This window comes from Methylophaga sp. UBA4204 (assembly GCF_002379485.1).
GTDB lineage: Bacteria > Pseudomonadota > Gammaproteobacteria > Nitrosococcales > Methylophagaceae > Methylophaga.
The window spans coordinates 17,879-33,678 of record NZ_DFTU01000087.1; the positions used below are offsets into that span (position 1 = coordinate 17,879).

15 protein-coding genes are annotated in these 15,800 nt (G+C 44.0%); 5 read left to right on the forward strand and 10 right to left on the reverse strand.

Features of this window, described 5'->3' with window-relative positions; all coding sequences use genetic code 11:
* Positions 1–98 precede the first annotated feature (98 nt).
* Complete coding sequence (locus B3182_RS12530) at positions 99–902, forward strand: response regulator (protein WP_292358661.1); 804 nt, start codon at positions 99–101, stop codon at positions 900–902.
* Here B3182_RS12530 and B3182_RS12535 read toward each other — a convergent pair.
* On the reverse strand, positions 899–1,795 hold the full coding sequence (locus tag B3182_RS12535) for a LysR family transcriptional regulator (protein ID WP_292752975.1): 897 nt from the start codon (positions 1,793–1,795) through the stop codon (positions 899–901). The two genes, B3182_RS12530 and B3182_RS12535, sit on opposite strands and share 4 nt — an antisense overlap.
* A 100-nt stretch (positions 1,796–1,895) precedes the next feature.
* Between B3182_RS12535 and metE the strand changes: the two genes are divergently transcribed.
* Positions 1,896–4,175, forward strand: a complete 2,280-nt coding sequence (metE, locus tag B3182_RS12540; RefSeq protein ID WP_292752978.1) for a 5-methyltetrahydropteroyltriglutamate--homocysteine S-methyltransferase — start codon at positions 1,896–1,898, stop codon at positions 4,173–4,175.
* Positions 4,176–4,235: 60 nt separating this feature from the next.
* Here the strand turns inward: metE and B3182_RS12545 are convergent, their stop codons facing one another.
* Genes B3182_RS12545 through B3182_RS12560 form a run of 4 tightly spaced genes read right to left on the reverse strand, consistent with a single transcriptional unit; the run spans position 4,236 to position 7,517 of the window.
* Positions 4,236–4,943 (reverse strand): (5-formylfuran-3-yl)methyl phosphate synthase, encoded by a 708-nt coding sequence (locus B3182_RS12545; protein ID WP_292358655.1) that lies wholly within the window; start codon positions 4,941–4,943, stop codon positions 4,236–4,238.
* Positions 4,933–5,517: a DUF447 domain-containing protein gene (locus B3182_RS12550; protein ID WP_292358653.1), complete on the reverse strand. Its 585-nt coding sequence runs from the start codon at positions 5,515–5,517 to the stop codon at positions 4,933–4,935. The genes B3182_RS12545 and B3182_RS12550 overlap by 11 nt, the downstream gene beginning before the upstream one ends.
* Positions 5,489–6,964: a DUF6513 domain-containing protein gene (locus B3182_RS12555; protein ID WP_292358651.1), complete on the reverse strand. Its 1,476-nt coding sequence runs from the start codon at positions 6,962–6,964 to the stop codon at positions 5,489–5,491. Before B3182_RS12555 ends, B3182_RS12550 begins: the two co-directional genes overlap by 29 nt.
* Positions 6,957–7,517, reverse strand: coding sequence for a flavoprotein (locus tag B3182_RS12560; RefSeq protein ID WP_292358649.1), 561 nt, complete (start codon positions 7,515–7,517; stop codon positions 6,957–6,959). Before B3182_RS12560 ends, B3182_RS12555 begins: the two co-directional genes overlap by 8 nt.
* A 138-nt stretch (positions 7,518–7,655) precedes the next feature.
* On the opposite strand from B3182_RS12560, the gene B3182_RS12565 reads away from it, so the two are divergent.
* Positions 7,656–9,017 carry an NAD(P)/FAD-dependent oxidoreductase gene (locus tag B3182_RS12565; protein ID WP_292752981.1) on the forward strand — a complete coding sequence of 454 codons (1,362 nt, stop codon included), beginning with the start codon at positions 7,656–7,658 and terminating at the stop codon, positions 9,015–9,017.
* Between the two features lie 19 nt (positions 9,018–9,036).
* On the opposite strand, the gene B3182_RS12570 is transcribed toward B3182_RS12565, so the two are convergent.
* From B3182_RS12570 to B3182_RS12585, 4 genes are all read right to left on the reverse strand, one after another.
* Positions 9,037–9,594 carry a cytochrome b gene (locus B3182_RS12570; RefSeq protein ID WP_292358646.1) on the reverse strand — a complete coding sequence of 186 codons (558 nt, stop codon included), beginning with the start codon at positions 9,592–9,594 and terminating at the stop codon, positions 9,037–9,039.
* 93 nt (positions 9,595–9,687) lie between these two features.
* Complete coding sequence (gyrB, locus tag B3182_RS12575; RefSeq protein ID WP_292358644.1) at positions 9,688–12,102, reverse strand: DNA topoisomerase (ATP-hydrolyzing) subunit B; 2,415 nt, start codon at positions 12,100–12,102, stop codon at positions 9,688–9,690.
* A 74-nt stretch (positions 12,103–12,176) separates the two neighbouring features.
* On the reverse strand, positions 12,177–13,253 hold the full coding sequence (gene recF / locus B3182_RS12580) for a DNA replication/repair protein RecF (protein ID WP_292358642.1): 1,077 nt from the start codon (positions 13,251–13,253) through the stop codon (positions 12,177–12,179).
* 113 nt (positions 13,254–13,366) lie between these two features.
* A complete protein-coding gene (locus B3182_RS12585; protein ID WP_292358641.1) occupies positions 13,367–13,531 on the reverse strand; it encodes a rubredoxin in 165 nt (54 codons plus the stop codon).
* A gap of 140 nt (positions 13,532–13,671) precedes the next feature.
* Between B3182_RS12585 and B3182_RS12590 the strand changes: the two genes are divergently transcribed.
* Complete coding sequence (locus B3182_RS12590; RefSeq protein WP_292358639.1) at positions 13,672–14,583, forward strand: hydrogen peroxide-inducible genes activator; 912 nt, start codon at positions 13,672–13,674, stop codon at positions 14,581–14,583.
* On the opposite strand, the gene B3182_RS12595 is transcribed toward B3182_RS12590, so the two are convergent.
* Positions 14,580–15,068 carry a hypothetical protein gene (locus tag B3182_RS12595; RefSeq protein WP_292358637.1) on the reverse strand — a complete coding sequence of 163 codons (489 nt, stop codon included), beginning with the start codon at positions 15,066–15,068 and terminating at the stop codon, positions 14,580–14,582. The genes B3182_RS12590 and B3182_RS12595 overlap by 4 nt on opposite strands.
* Before the next feature lie 187 nt (positions 15,069–15,255).
* On the opposite strand from B3182_RS12595, the gene murJ reads away from it, so the two are divergent.
* The coding region (gene murJ, locus B3182_RS12600) for a murein biosynthesis integral membrane protein MurJ (protein WP_292752984.1) at positions 15,256–15,800 on the forward strand (545 nt) is incomplete at its 3' end.

A 15,800-nucleotide genomic window follows, 5' to 3' on the forward strand; every position in this document is an offset into this window, starting at 1 on the left:
CAATGACTTTTGCGTTAACTATTATCGAAAAACTTATGGATGAAGAGACTCGCGAACAAGTGGAAACCAGTCTCGTTATTCGCTAAAACGGAACCAGCATGTACTCACTTAATGAATCAGAACTCTCGATATTACTGGTTGAGCCATCTTCCGTTCAGCTGAAAATCATCATGCGTGAATTACGCCAGGCGGGAGTGAATAAAATTGATGGTGTTCACGATGGCGCGCAGGCTATCGTGGCTATGCAAAAGTATCCCCCGGATCTGGTGATCAGCGCCATGTATTTGCCTGACATGACCGCGACTGAACTACTCTCATCAATTCGTCGACTGGATAATCTGGAAAACACCCATTTTATGCTGATCTCCAGCGAATCAAATATTGAAGCACTTGAGCCTCTTCGCCAATCCGGTGTCGTGGCCATTCTGCCCAAACCCTTTGATCACGCTAATCTGCAGCGTGCCATCCGTACCACCCTGCAGCATATTGATCCAACTGAAATTGAATTACAGAATTACGAAGTAGAACAGCTGGAAGTTTTACTGGTCGATGACAGTCTGGTATCACGTAACCATCTAATGCGCGTGTTTCAGAACATGGGCATAAACCAGATTCATCAGGCTGAAAATGGTATTGAAGCGATTGAAATGCTCAAACAACAGAGTTTTGATTTGGTGGTGACCGATCTGAATATGCCAAAAATGGATGGTCAGGCGCTGGTTGAACATATCCGCAGCGAGATGGGCAATACTTTTGTGCCCATTTTGGTTGTGACCAGTGAGCAGAACCAGACCCGATTGGGTCAGGTTGAGCAGGCGGGCGTATCGGCTATTCTGGATAAACCTTTTGAACCTGAGTCTATCCGTGAAATCCTTTATCGAGTGCTTGACGAACAAACTTAATCGGTCACAGCATTGCTGGATTTCACGCCAAGGGAAATAAATTTTTGCAGGTAGCTGACGTCCCGGTCTAACTCTCTTATAGCAGCATAAAGCGTTTTCGCCAAACCGCCTCTTCCAAGCCGTATCGCTTTAACCGGAAGCGTTTGACAAAACTCATTGGCCAGCCAGTTAGGCAACACTGTCACCGCTCTTTGTAACGCCACCATCTGCACCATAATATCCATTGATTGCATGGCTTTGGTTCGAGGGTTAATACCTGCGGGCATCAAAAACTGGGTAAACACATCAAGTCGTTCATGGGCGACGGGAAACGTCAGCAATAATTCCTTGTGCAGTGCTTCAGGCTGAATAAATTTCTGCTTACTTAATGGATGACTTTCAGCCACCAGCAAAACCAACTCATAATCAAACATCGGCTGATAAATTACGCCGACCTGTTTAACGGCATCCGGCGTCACCAGCAAATCAATATGATGATTCAATAACCCTTCCATACCTGAAAACTGAAATTGATGCACAATATCCACATCCATTTGCGGCATTTCGCGTAGATAGTCTGCCAGAATTTTTTTCAGCCATTCATAACAGGGGTGGCACTCAACTCCCAGACGCAAAATACCTGCGCGTCCCTCCGAATAGGCCTGTAAGGTCTGCTCAGTTTGCTCCAAAACCGGTAAAACCTGCTGAGCAACCTGCAACATCAGTTCACCTGCCTGTGTCAGTCTTAACTTACGACCATCCCGCTGCCATAAGCTTATTTCCAACTTTTGTTCCAGATAACGGATCTGATGCGATAAGGCGGATTGTGTGAGAAATAAGGCATTGGCTGCTGCCGTTAAACTGCCATTTTCTGCCAAGGCTCGAATAATTCGTAAATGCGCGCGCTCAATCATATATGAACATCTCTCATGAATAAGTAAATAATCATCATTATTGCTCATCAATAAGACTGATTACAATGAAGCTTTTTGAAACCGACTGAGAGGATATCGAATGGTCACCACACATAATCTTGGCTTTCCCCGTATAGGCGGCCAACGAGAATTAAAATTTGCTCTGGAGCGCTTCTGGCGTGGTGAAACGTCTGTTGAGGATTTAGAACAAACTGGTAAAACATTACGTTTACGTCATTGGACATTGCAAGCTGATCTGGACCTGGTGCCTGTTGGAGACTTTTCCTTTTATGATCACGTTCTGGACACCAGTCAGCTGCTGGATAACCTGCCATCACGGGTTGATAAAAATGCTGATGCCATGACACAGTATTTTCAGGCATCGCGTGGACAAGCAGGTTCATCCTGTTGCAATCACCAGGTCGCCGCTGCAGAAATGACAAAATGGTTTGATACCAATTACCATTATCTGGTGCCGGAATTTAACGCGGAAACTGCCTTTAAGGCATGTCCGGAACGATTGCTGGCGCAAATCAAAGAAGCAAAAGCTGCAGGTTTTAAGATAAAACCCGTTCTGGTTGGTCCGGTAAGCTATCTCTGGCTGGGGAAAACCAAGGACGAAACTGACAAACTCGCTTTGCTGAATAAATTATTACCGGTTTATGCAGAAATTCTCGATCAATTGGCAGATAACGGTGTCGAGTGGGTACAAATCGATGAACCTGTTCTGGTCACTGAGCTGTCAACGGAATGGCAACAGGCTTTGCAGAAAGCCTACTTCAGTTTAGCGAAATGTCGTGTCAAATTGTTGCTGACGACCTATTTCGGCCAACTTCAGCAAAATCTGCAGCTAGCTTGTGAATTACCCACAGCAGGACTGCATATTGATGCGATCAGTGCTGCAGATGAACTTGTCAGAGTGGTGGACTGGCTGCCTTCACACAAAGTTTTATCAGTGGGCATTATTAATGGCCGTAATATCTGGAAAACCGATCTGAATAGGGCGCTTGAGCTGCTGGAGCCGATTCATACGCGACTTGCTGAACGCTTATGGCTGGCACCAAGTTGCTCATTACTGCATGTGCCTATTGATTTAAACTCTGAGCATAATCTTGCTGAAGAAACACTTGACTGGCTGGCCTTTGCGGTACAAAAGCTGGAAGAGTTATCGATATTAGCTCAGGCGCTCAATCTGGGGCGTGAAGGTGTTGCCGCACAGCTAGCAGAAAACAAACAATCCATTCAACGTCGCCAGCAGTCCACTCGCGTTCATAACCCGGCCGTTAAACAGCGCTGTGAAGCAACTCATTCCGCATCAGGCCAGCGGCAGAGTACTTATTCACAACGAGCAGCCCTTCAACAGCAAGCGCTACAGTTGCCGGCATTCCCAACGACTACCATTGGCTCTTTTCCACAGACCAATGTTATTCGACAGACACGTAAACAGTTTCGCCTGGGTCAACTGGCTGATGCTGAATATCGCCAGCAAATGCAGGCGGAAATTCGCCATGCCATCGATAAACAACCCGAGTTGGGCCTTGATGTACTGGTACATGGTGAAGCTGAACGCAATGATATGGTCGAGTATTTCGGTCAACAACTACAGGGTTTTGCATTCACCGACTATGGCTGGGTTCAGTCCTATGGTTCCCGTTGTGTGAAACCACCGATCATCTATGGTGATGTCTCACGTCCTGATCCGATGACCGTTGAGTGGATTCAATATGCCCAATCATTAACCGACAAACCAGTAAAAGGGATGTTGACCGGGCCAGTCACCATTCTTAACTGGTCTTTTGTCAGAGATGACCAGCCACGTAGCGAAACCTGTAAACAGATTTCACTGGCGATTCGGGATGAAGTGATCGATCTGGAAAGTGCCGGGGTCAACATCATTCAGATTGATGAAGCCGCCTTGCGGGAAGGTTTGCCACTTCGTCAATCTCAATGGCAGACATATCTGGAGTGGGCTGTGGAATGCTTCCGAATCACCGCTAATGGCGTGTCAGATGAGACACAGATCCATACCCATATGTGTTATTCCGAATTCAACGATATTATCGAAGCTATTGCCGCCATGGACGCCGATGTCATCACCATTGAAACCTCACGTTCGCAAATGGAATTACTGGATGTTTTTCAGGAGTTTGACTATCCCAATGCGATAGGTCCGGGTGTCTATGATATTCACAGTCCGAATATTCCATCAGAGCAGGAGATGGTGGAATTGCTCAAACTGGCCGCACAGCGAATTGATAAAACGCTGTTATGGGTGAATCCTGACTGCGGTTTAAAAACCCGTCGCTGGGAAGAAGTGGAGCCTGCATTAAAAGCCATGGTTTCAGCAGCAAAATCACTAAGAGTAAAACTGGCTGCTTGATAAAGATATGAACCGGGTAGGGGAGGTAACTTTCTCTATCCGGTTTTTTTGCGTCTGCGTCTAACAGGCCAAAACTTCAGGTAAAGCCACGTTCAATTTATTTTGAATTTGTTTGGCCAACTCCGGATCCAGACGATTAGTGCGACGATGCTGCTGACATAACGCACTGCGAAACCCAAGGTAATCCGGCTGCAATGGACTGAGTGTTTCAATATCTTCAATCCTCAGTGCGCCGGCCAAACCGCACAACATTCCAGCGGATTTTGCCTCCACAACAAACTGTTGCAGAACTTCTACCGATAAATGATTCAACAATCCCTGACCATCTTTGCGGGCAGTATCCAGCATCACGCCAGCGAATCCAGATTTTGCCAGTAATGGAATTAACTTCTGCTGTGGTAACTGATCAGCAAAGATAACGGCAATCACCGGTGTGCTAAGACTTTTGATAGTAGGCTCAAGTTGTTGAATGCATTGGATAAGGCCTGGTTCATCAAATAGCCCGATTTTGACATAATCCACACCTGTTTCAGCCATGTTGCGAATGGCTGCTGAAGTTATCTCAGCTTGCATGGGTAAATCACCCACCGTTGCACTGCAAAGACAACCTTTGTTGATCCAATTAACGATCTCAGTGACAGTTTGATGGTTTAAAGCTCCCAGAGCACCTTCTGACGGGTTTTTCATATCAAGGATATGTGGCAACTGCTCCACTAGAGATTTTGCTTCATCAAGCGATTCTACGCTGGCTAACCACTTAGTTATCATTTAGCTTTATTCCGGATTGTTCAACTTTTTCCATTAACCAGCTCCAGGCCTGGAGCTCACGTTCACCGGCCGTTTTCTCAATAGCGATAGTCAGGTAGTCAATTTCGTCGCGAACTTTATGCTCTGGCAACATGCCCAGCCGACTCACCAGAATGGCAGCCTCAATCACTGCATTCTGGGCACGATTAAAACCTCTGAAGGGCTTATGGTTTACATCGCAAATTACAGCGCCGTAAAAACAGGCTCGTGGGTCATCATCTTCCAGACGAACAATTTCCAACTCAATATGTGATAGCGCATCTGCAATATATTCACCTTCAATCTGCTGACAGGGGGAGGTGGGCCAATCACGATGCCCGGTTAACGCACCAGCAAAAATCCGTACATCATCGACAAAATTTATTGAACACTGACCATGCCGAAGCAGGTTATCGTAAGTACTGGATGGTTTGAAAGGCTTTATATGAAAGTGACCGTTTACTTCGCTTATCCCCATTGGTGCAGAATGCACCTTTCCATTTTCTGATATCGTGGTGACGATAACTTCATGTATCCGGCTTGTCAGCAGTGCCACAGGCGCGCTCCTGTTTTTTGGTTTTTTTAATATCGGCCGTGCCACAGGTCCGTTGCTGATCTTTTTGCATCGTAGTGCCTTCAGCCTTCTGCCGGGTCAGATCTTCCTGTTCGGTTTCAACAGCACAACCCCATTGCAGATCTTCATCCTGAGTATAACGTTTCCCTAATTGCCAGGCGATCTCGGCACGTGCTAATTCCACCCCCAGGTAGAAGGCATGGCCCGGATCATCTTTCACTTGCAGCTGAGGGTAAAAAGCAAACGGATCGGTATCCTGCAACAAACCATCCCGATTAAAAACAAATATCCCTTTAGGGGCAATTTTTATTCGATAGTTTGGATCTTTTATATTCTCAGATAATTGAATAATTTCCTGTTCAGTATCGGTAAAAGGTCTGCGTTCATGGCTAACCAATAAATCTGCAGTGAAATCCCGTGGCAGGCTATTGTCATCGCGAGCGGCAAACATCATGCGTCGTGCCACATCAGCTTCTTTGATGGCCCGCCTTGCATGAGGACTGACTTCCGTCGCCAGCACATTGGTAATGTTTAACTCAGAAATAATGCCAAACAGCAGTGCATTAATTCCGCTGGTATCAGCATCCGTTAACTCGGTCAGATTACCTATTCCCATCATCATGGGTGCTTCTGGGTATTTTTGACGTAAGGTGTGATAACGAACTATCGACTCTGTAAGGCCAAAATGGATTGGATCCAGAATAGGATCGGCTATCCAGGGTTTTCCCAGCTTGTCCATTGCCTCCATAGCCCGTTCGAGCGAAGCCAGTGAACCCGGCTGCGCTGGAACCAGTATCGGGATGGCATCGGTTTCTTTCGCAAGGTCGATGGTTTTTTCTGTCAGACTCAGCAGGTAATCTGCACCCGCATTGCTAGCACGCCTTAAGTCATCTATTGAAAGTGAGTCCACACTAACTTTAAAACCATTTTCATGTAGGGCTGCGATAGCTTCTTCCATCAGCGGAAATTTTTCTTCCGGAAGACAACCAATATCAATGACGTTGGCCCCTGAATCACGGTAATAATTTGCCCGCTCCAAAATACCTGCAATATCCCTTTGGGGCGCATCAACAATCTCGGCGAAGATATTGACATCATAACGACTTAAATCAGGGATTTTCCGCTCCTTACCAAAGAATATCGGTAAATCTTTAATTTCATCCGGCCCCCGCACTACCTCAATCCCCAGCGTTTTACTCAATTCAGCCAAATCTCCACGGCAGCGACCGGGAACAATGATCTGTTTACAGTCCGCATAATCATCCGGCTTGAGCCGCCGGGCGATCATCTTATCGGTCATTAATGCGGCAACTGATAGACCCAATTGATGCACTCTATACTCGAATGGCAATGGCGCCATTTCCTGCAAAACCTTTTCAACACTGGGTTGAGCAAGTTTTCCGGTGAGAAAGAGAATGGTCTCAGCCATGATCGGCGTTAACGTGTTCCAGACGCTTTTTCAAAGTTTCGTATAAAGCCTCAGCTGATTCCACGACGGTGGTTGCTTCAAAACTACGCAGAGTTTCTGTATGCGCCAGATCAATGGCTCTTGGCCATAATCTCACCATACGGTCAGGGGCAGGTGTATCGACTTCGGATATGGCATCACAGGCAAGCACAATACTCGGAACACGGCACTTGCCTGCCTGAGCATACACGTTGGTAACCAGTGTGTCAGACAAGCCCATAACCATTTTCGCCACGGTGTTTGAGGTGGCTGGTGCTACCACCAGAGTATGATAATCCCCCCGATAGAATAATCCGACCGGAGGTGAGCTTGCGGCTCTATCACGATAAATATGACCTTCGTTGTTCAAGGTTTTTGGATCGTGACCATACATACGGATAACTTCTTCTCCAGCACGACTGTAAAACAGGTCTACATCCGGTAATTCACGGATAATTTCCAAACATTCATCCAGATAATGTCCTGAACCCGTGATTGCCCAGGCCAATTTTGGCTTTTCCGGCCTTGATTGCATGCTGTTATCTCAATTGATATTAAGCTGTGAATTTTGCCAGAGTCTGACCTACTAGTAAAAATTAGATAGGTCGATCGATTATATATAAGTTAAAATTAACCACATAATTTGCAACGGATTGATGGGAGTCGCATATCTATGTCAGAAGCAGTGCCAAAAATAGTTGTTGTTGGTGGTGGAGCAGGTGGCCTGGAACTGGTTACCAAACTCGGAAAAAAACTTGGTAAGAAAAAGAAAGCGGAAGTTACTCTGGTTAGCAGTACTCATACGCATATCTGGAAACCACTTTTACATGAAGTTGCAGCTGGAACCCTCGATTCTCATGAAGATGAAATTGAATACTTGAGCCAAGCCATGTGCAGTGGGTTTCGGTTTCGTCTTGGCCGAATGGAAGGTCTGGATCGCCAAAATAAACAGATAACGGTTGCGCCAACCTTCAATGAAGACGGTGTGGAAATCATTCCCCGTCGTAGTTTTGATTATGACTATCTCATTATTTCTGTTGGCAGTGTCAGTCATGACTTTGGTATCAAGGGTGTAAGCGATCATTGTCTGTTCCTGGATACCACTAAACAAGCCGAATATTTCCAGAATCAGTTATTGGAATCTTATCTGCGTGCGCATACCCAAGGACGTCCTCTCGATGAGGGTCAGTTAAATATTGCCATTGTCGGCGCTGGTGCTACAGGTGTCGAATTGTGCGCACAACTTTACGAAGTATCACATCTGTTAAATGCTTATGGTCTTGATGAAGTTAAACCACAGGATGTAAAACTTACTTTAATTGAAGCTGCTGATCGTATTTTGCCTGGGTTACCTGAAAATATTTCAGCTGCTGCTCAGGAGGAGTTAAATGATCTCGGCGTAGAAATTCTTGCTGGTGAGCGTGTTATTGAAGTTACCGAGACAGAGATCAAAACTCAAAGTGGTCGTAATATTCCTGCAGCAATCAAAGTCTGGGCAGCCGGCATTAAGGCTCCTGAGTTTTTGAAAGATATTGATGGTCTGGAAACCAACTGGATGAATCAATTGGTGGTAAAACAGACCCTGCAAACCACCTTTGATGATGATATTTATGCCATTGGTGACTGCTGTGCATGTAAATGGATTGGTCAGGATCAGAATGTACCGCCACGCGCCCAGGCAGCCCATCAAATGGCGTCTCTGGTTTATAAATCAATCGTTAATCGAATGAAGGACAAGGAGCTTCCTGAATATCATTACCATGATTATGGCTCTTTGGTTTCTTTAGGTCGCTACGGTACAGTTGGCAACCTGATGGGAAATTTAAGTAAAGGTAGTATGAAAGTAGAAGGTTTAATGGCCCGACTGATGTACCTTTCACTGTATAAGATGCACCAAGTTGCCTTATTTGGACCGTTTCGAGTGTTGATGTTATCGCATCTCATCTTTTTCGTCGAAGCGTACATCCAAAAATTAAGCTACATTAATAATCATTGTCATTCATACAAAAAAGGCCCTTTTAAGGGCCTTTTTTAATTTCATTGCAACTACATCGTTATTTCCACAATGACATCCTACGGGTCACTTCTGTGCCATTTAATCGATGTTTTATGGCTGCCCCGATATGTATAACCAACAGTGTAATAAAAATATACGCTAACACCTGATGAATATCGGTAAACGTTTCTCTTGCAGAAGCATTTGCTTCAGCAAGGCGTGGTAACTTCATTCCCCATAGTTTGGTGTCATATTTACTGTACATGGATTGTAGATAACCGGTTATCGGCATCGCCACCATTACTCCATAAAGTAAATAATGTATTCCGCTGGACAGCTTCTGTTGCCAGTTTGCAATACTTGTCGGCAGTGGGGGAGTCTTATGTGTTAACCGCCAGACTACCCGTAACAAAATGAAGACTGCGACGGTGATACCCATTGATTTATGCAATAAAAACCAAAATGCTCGTACGCTTTCCTGGCCCGGCGCTAATTCTGACTCTTTTGGCAGACCAACCATCCATAGACCTAAGCCGATCATAAAGAAAATCATCGCCGCGATTAACCAATGCAAAATTATCTGCCCTTGATTGTAGCGTACGTCACTCGTCGTCATTATTTGCTCCTGAATACATGAAAAAAGGCCATCCAGCATCACTGAATGGCCTTCATAACCGACCGTTGGGTTGGGGAACAATTCCCGAATGGTTTAAATATCTAGATTAGATGCCTGTAAAGCATGCGTTTCAATAAACTCTCTACGAGGTTCAACATTGTCGCCCATTAGAGTATTGAAGGTTTCATCTGCTGTTATCGCATCTGAGATCCTGACCTGTAACAACCGACGCTTGGATTTATCCATTGTCGTTTCCCACAATTGTTCAGGGTTCATTTCACCCAAGCCTTTATAACGTTGTACATGCTGACCACGTCGGGCTTCAGCCATCAACCATTTAACTGCCTGTGAAAAATGCTGAACATTTTCATTTCTTTCACCACGTTCGATCTTCGCACCTTCACCAAACAAGCCATTGATTTTGTTAGAAAAAGACATGATCTTCTGATACTCGGTACTGGCAAAAAACTCTCCCGGAACATGAAAATCGTTACTAATCCCATGTCGGGTGAAACTGATATTCACATGAGGCATTGGTTCATTTTCATTTTTTTGTAGATCAAGAACGTAATATGTTCCTGTGGGCATGATGTCATTCATGCGTTGTTCTATCGCTTTCAGCCACTCTTTCATAGCGCCAGTTTCGCTGAAATCAGGTATTGCTGTTTGATAAATCAATTCGTCCAGGAAAGCAGGGTAATAATGATTTGCCAGCCGGGTAATAATGGCTCTGATGGTTTGATATTCATTGACCAGCTGCGCTAGAGCATTACCTTCAATAGGTGCTGCATCCGTTGTTGGATAGAGCACGGCATTTGTTAAAGCAACTTCTGTAAGGTAACGCTCCATTTCTGCGTCATCTTTTACGTAACGCTCCTGTTTACCTTTTTTGATTTTATATAACGGTGGCTGGGCGATGTAAACATGGCCTCGTTCGATTAGTTCCGGCATCTGTCTGTAGAAAAATGTCAGTAGTAACGTTCGGATGTGAGAGCCATCGACGTCCGCATCGGTCATAATAATAATATGGTGGTAGCGGAGTTTTTCCGGATCATATTCGTCACGACCAATACCGCAACCTAAAGCAGTAATCAACGTGCCCACTTCGGCCGATCCGATCATCTTATCGAAACGGGCGCGCTCAACATTTAAGATTTTTCCTTTCAGCGGAAGAATTGCTTGTGTTCTTCTATCACGGCCTTGTTTGGCACTGCCACCGGCCGAGTCCCCTTCCACCAGGAACAGTTCTGACTGGGCCGGATCTCTTTCCTGACAATCCGCCAGCTTGCCTGGTAAACCTGCAATATCAAGAACTCCTTTACGGCGAGTTAATTCTCTTGCTTTTCTGGCAGCATCACGTGCACGTGCTGCATCAATCATTTTGTTGGCAATCAGTTTGGCTTCACTTGGGTTTTCAATCAGAAAATCCTGGAAATGCTCATTAACTAAAGATTCTACAATGGTGCGAACTTCTGATGACACCAATTTATCTTTGGTCTGAGATGAAAATTTCGGGTCGGGCACTTTTACTGACAGTACCGCTGTGAGTCCTTCACGCGCATCATCGCCGCTGGTAACGACTTTAGATTTTTTTGCCAGACCTTCGCTTTCAATGTATTGGTTGAGGCTTCGGGTTAACGCCGCTCTAAATCCGGCTAAATGTGTACCACCGTCACGCTGGGGAATATTGTTTGTAAAACAGTAAATATTTTCTTGATAAGAGTCATTCCACTGCATTGCTAATTCGACCACGACATCATCGCGTAATCCGGAAATGCCAATGACATGCTCGTGAACAAATGTTTTATTTTTATTCAGATGGGTAACAAACGCTTTTATCCCACCCTCATAATGAAATACTTCAGTTTTCTCATCTCTTTCATCTGTCAGGACAATTCTGACACCAGAATTCAAGAAGGCTAGCTCACGAATGCGCTTGGCCAATATTTTGTAATCGTATGTGATGTGGGTAAAGGTTTCTTCGCTTGGCCAGAATTGAATTTTGGTACCTGTATCCTGCGTTTCTTCAAAAGCTTTTAACGGTGCATCCGGCACACCATGTGTATAATTTTGTTTGTGCAAAAAACCATTACGTTTGATTTCCAGTGTTAGTTTTTTGGATAACGCATTTACGACTGATATACCAACACCGTGCAATCCGCCTGAAACTTTATAGGAATTATCATCAAATTTACCACCGGCATGTAAAACAGTCATGATAACTTCAGCTGCAGATACTCCTTCACCTTCATGCATATCGACCGGAATACCACGACCATTATCCTCAACAGAAACGGAATCATCCGGATGAATTCGAACGTTTATTTCCGTGCAATGGCCAGCCAGAGATTCATCGATTGAGTTATCCAGCACCTCAAAAACCATGTGGTGCAAACCGGTTCCGTCGTCCGTGTCGCCGATGTACATGCCCGGCCGTTTTCTGACAGCGTCCAACCCCTTCAGTACTTTAATATTGGAAGAATCGTAACTATTATTTTCAGTGGTCATAAATTAGTCCATTTACAGCAAGGTGAAGCCTAATCGTTCATTCTACTATGTATCGTCTCCGGTTGACAGCTTGACTATACTTGCTCAATCACACCTCGTTCCACGTGGAACATAATGTCATTTTCTTCTTTTACCAACCTTGCTGATAACTCTGTATTTGTCGTCGTGATAAAGGTTTGCACCTTCAATTTTTTGATCGCTTGTAACACAGAAACCTGGTGCTCACGATCAAGTTCTGAGCTTAAATCATCAATCAACAATACGCTTTGTTGTTTATTTATCTGTTGCATTAAAGTTATTTGTGCCAGGCTGATAGCAAGAAAAAAAAGTTTCTGCTGTCCTCTTGAAAACAATTCTGCAGGATCTTGCCCATCTACTCTTAATGACCAATCTGCTGCATGTGGACCTGATCGGGTATAACCAAGCGCACGATCTCTATCAATTGTTTTATTCAAAATATCAGCAAAATCTTCCCCTTTAGGCCAGCCTGATAAATATCGTAATTCAAATTTTGAAGTTTTATAATCATTGCAAAGCAACATGAACCATTCTTTAAAACTAATCACTAATTGGTCCAGGTATTCATTCCGATAGGTTGCCAGTTTCAAACCATGCGCATTTAGCGATGCGTCCCAAACTTTTATTTCACTGTTCGGTTTTGCATTGCGCAATGCTGCATTACGTTGGGAGAGAATTTTTTTGTATGCTTGCCAATGATAAAAAAAATCTTGTTCCACGTGAAACAATCCCCAATCCACAACTTTTCGCCTAAACCGCGGACCCAGTTCAAAAAATTGGTGACAATTAGCCGGAATAAATTGAAGGGGAAGATGCGTAGCTAATTCAGATAGCTTTTTTAATGGAGCATTGTTAAGACGAATCTGTAAACCACTCGCATTCCCAAATTGTAATCCAACAGGAATACCCTGAATAATTCTGGCAAATAATTGAAAATATTGTTCTTCGTTTTGAATTACATTTTTCAAATTACGCGAACGAAAAGAACGCCCCATTGCCAGCAGATAGATAGCTTCCAACACACTGGTTTTTCCAGAACCATTTTCTCCAACCAGTAAATTCACACCAGAACTGGGGTAGAGTATTGATTTATGGATATTACGAAAATGCGTAAGGGAAAGTTCTGTCAGCACGTTGCGTTGCCAGATAATAATACGATTAGTTCGTTTTAAGTTTAAGAATTGAAAACAATAAGCTATATCGAAAAACGCTTAAAAATAAAGAAGCTGGATTTACGCGTCGCTGATCAAATTTCCAACATTTCAAAATCTTCTTTGCCCACACCACATTCCGGACATTCCCAGTCATCTGGAATATCGTCCCATGAGGTGCCCGGTGGAATGCCTTCTTCAGGTAATCCTCTGGCTTCATCATAGATGAACCCACACACTAAACACTGCCACTTACGCATGAAACCTCCTGACAAAAAAGTAATAATATGAATACATCTTACAACAAACGAATTTTGTATTGGCTGACGATTTGTCATTATATTTATGCTAACTTATATAAAACAAATCATTTTCAACTTAATAAGTGGATAGACCGATTATGAGACTTCCCACCTTACGGCAATTACAGTATTTGACAGCAGTCATTGATGAAAAACACTTTGGTCGTGCCGCAGAGAAGTGCCATGTGACACAATCCACTCTAAGTGCAGGCATTCAGGACTTAGAAGACTTACTGGAAGTTGGTTTACTAGAGCGTACCAATCGAAAAGTACTCACAACACCCATTGGCGAAGAAGTGGCTGACCGCGCCCGACAAATTCTCTCTTTAAGTGATGATTTGGTGGATTTGGCGCAAGCTGAGAAAAATCCTTTAGCCGGCAGAATCAGAATTGGCGTTATCCCCACTATTAGTCCGTTTCTACTGCCCCGTGTATTGCCCAAAATTCGTAAACAATTACCAGAGTTAGAGGTTTTACTGATTGAAGATCAGTCGGAAAGATTATTAGTACAAGTAGAAAATGGCACCATTGATGTAGCAATACTAGCCTTTCCGTTCAATACGCGAAATTTGAATTACCGGGTAATCTCACAAGAAGCCTTTTGGGTAGCCTTACCCCGACAACATAGTTTAAGCAAATATGAGTCACTGCAACCACATCAACTGCCAATAAACGAGTTATTACTATTAGCCGAAGGGCATTGTATGCGTGAGCATGCTATCAGTGCCTGTCAATTACCCGCTTCAGCACAACGGCGCAGTGTACAGGCGACCAGCTTGTACACGCTGATAGAAATGGTGGCAAGCGGTTTAGGGATTACCTTGATTCCACAAATGGCTATTAATTCCGATATGGTGCGTCATGCCGATATCTGTTTGCGACCGTTAAAACAGGATAGTCTGGCAAAACGTGAAATTGGCCTGGTGTGGCGTCCTAGCTTTCGCCGAACCAGTACACTTGAACAGCTTGCCTTGAGTTTTGCTGAAGCAATGGACGAAACATCTGATTAATGGTTAACCGCATAATCTGAACGCAGTTGTATAAAGCTTTGACGGATTAACACCGAGGTAAAAGGTGCTTGAAACCTTGCGGCAAGCAAAGCTCTTGGATTGATTAAAAAAACGGCATTTTCCAGGTCCTGTTCGGGGTAGGCTCTGCTTCTGGTAAAAAAATTCTTTAACGATTTATTTTCCGATGGTGTGCCATTAACAGTGATAATTCGAGCATCAACATCATGGGAATGGACAAGTGCAGTCAGTTCATCTATTTGCTGGCCACCAATATCTATAAGCACCAGTTGAACTGATCGATTTGCTAGCCCATCTTTAAGGTTTTTTAATACACGGAAAATAGCCTCACAATCATGGCAGCCAACAGACGGAATAAAGACAAAGCTCCACTTGCCAGAAAAAGCATCATTGGTAAATACGGAATGATCACTGGTATAAGCAAGAAACTGGGGTATTTCCAAGGTTGGCTCAAAGACTGTCAACATAGAACTGCTGCTATTTGATGATTCTGCTGGCGGCGGCTGTTGACTCAGTGTTAAAAAAAGCAATAGCAATAAAACAACCAAGCTAAGATATGTCAGTAAAAAACGCTTAGAATGAACATTTTTAAACATATTTTGCATTTTTAGCGCCTCACACGCTGAAAGCGTTTATCCAATAAAATAAGCGACTATGAAAGAAAAACTGCTTAAGTCTACCTTGGTTGTCAGTTTAATGACCTTTTTATCCCGAATTTTGGGATTTGTTCGAGATATTGTCATTGCCAGACTTCTTGGGGCAGGGATGGGCGCTGACGTATTTTTTGTTGCCTTTAAGATTCCAAATTTTCTCCGTCGCCTGTTTGCAGAAGGGGCTTTTTCACAAGCGTTTATCCCTGTTCTTGCTGAATATCGCGAACGCGGTGATCAGGATCTGAAACAGCTTATTGCCGCAACCAGCGGGACTCTTGCAGGCGTATTATTTTTTATTACGCTGATAGGAGTAATCGCCGCCCCCATAATTATTCTGATTTTTGCTCCAGGATTTATTGATCAGCCTGAAAAATTACAACTGGCCAGAGAACTGTTAAGGATTACTTTTCCATACATACTGTTCGTTTCACTTACCGCATTGGCCAGCTCCATTTTAAACAGCTTTGGTAAGTTTGCCGTGCCGGCATTTACACCCGTTTTTCTCAACATTTCAATGATTGGCTGTGCGTTATGGCTGGCACCACA

Excerpts from the sequence above, each read along its gene's own strand:
- B3182_RS12565 (WP_292752981.1), top strand. The coding sequence starts at position 7,656 with ATGTCAGAAGCAGTGCCAAAAATAGTTGTTGTTGGTGGTGGAGCAGGT.
- gyrB (WP_292358644.1), bottom strand. The coding sequence starts at position 12,102 with ATGACCACTGAAAATAATAGTTACGATTCTTCCAATATTAAAGTACTG.
- B3182_RS12595 (WP_292358637.1), bottom strand. The coding sequence starts at position 15,068 with ATGTTGACAGTCTTTGAGCCAACCTTGGAAATACCCCAGTTTCTTGCT.
- B3182_RS12585 (WP_292358641.1), bottom strand. The coding sequence starts at position 13,531 with ATGCGTAAGTGGCAGTGTTTAGTGTGTGGGTTCATCTATGATGAAGCC.
- B3182_RS12570 (WP_292358646.1), bottom strand. The coding sequence starts at position 9,594 with ATGACGACGAGTGACGTACGCTACAATCAAGGGCAGATAATTTTGCAT.
- B3182_RS12535 (WP_292752975.1), bottom strand. The coding sequence starts at position 1,795 with ATGATTGAGCGCGCGCATTTACGAATTATTCGAGCCTTGGCAGAAAAT.
- B3182_RS12555 (WP_292358651.1), bottom strand. The coding sequence starts at position 6,964 with ATGGCTGAGACCATTCTCTTTCTCACCGGAAAACTTGCTCAACCCAGT.
- B3182_RS12590 (WP_292358639.1), top strand. The coding sequence starts at position 13,672 with ATGAGACTTCCCACCTTACGGCAATTACAGTATTTGACAGCAGTCATT.
- B3182_RS12560 (WP_292358649.1), bottom strand. The coding sequence starts at position 7,517 with ATGCAATCAAGGCCGGAAAAGCCAAAATTGGCCTGGGCAATCACGGGT.
- metE (WP_292752978.1), top strand. The coding sequence starts at position 1,896 with ATGGTCACCACACATAATCTTGGCTTTCCCCGTATAGGCGGCCAACGA.
- B3182_RS12530 (WP_292358661.1), top strand. The coding sequence starts at position 99 with ATGTACTCACTTAATGAATCAGAACTCTCGATATTACTGGTTGAGCCA.
- B3182_RS12545 (WP_292358655.1), bottom strand. The coding sequence starts at position 4,943 with ATGATAACTAAGTGGTTAGCCAGCGTAGAATCGCTTGATGAAGCAAAA.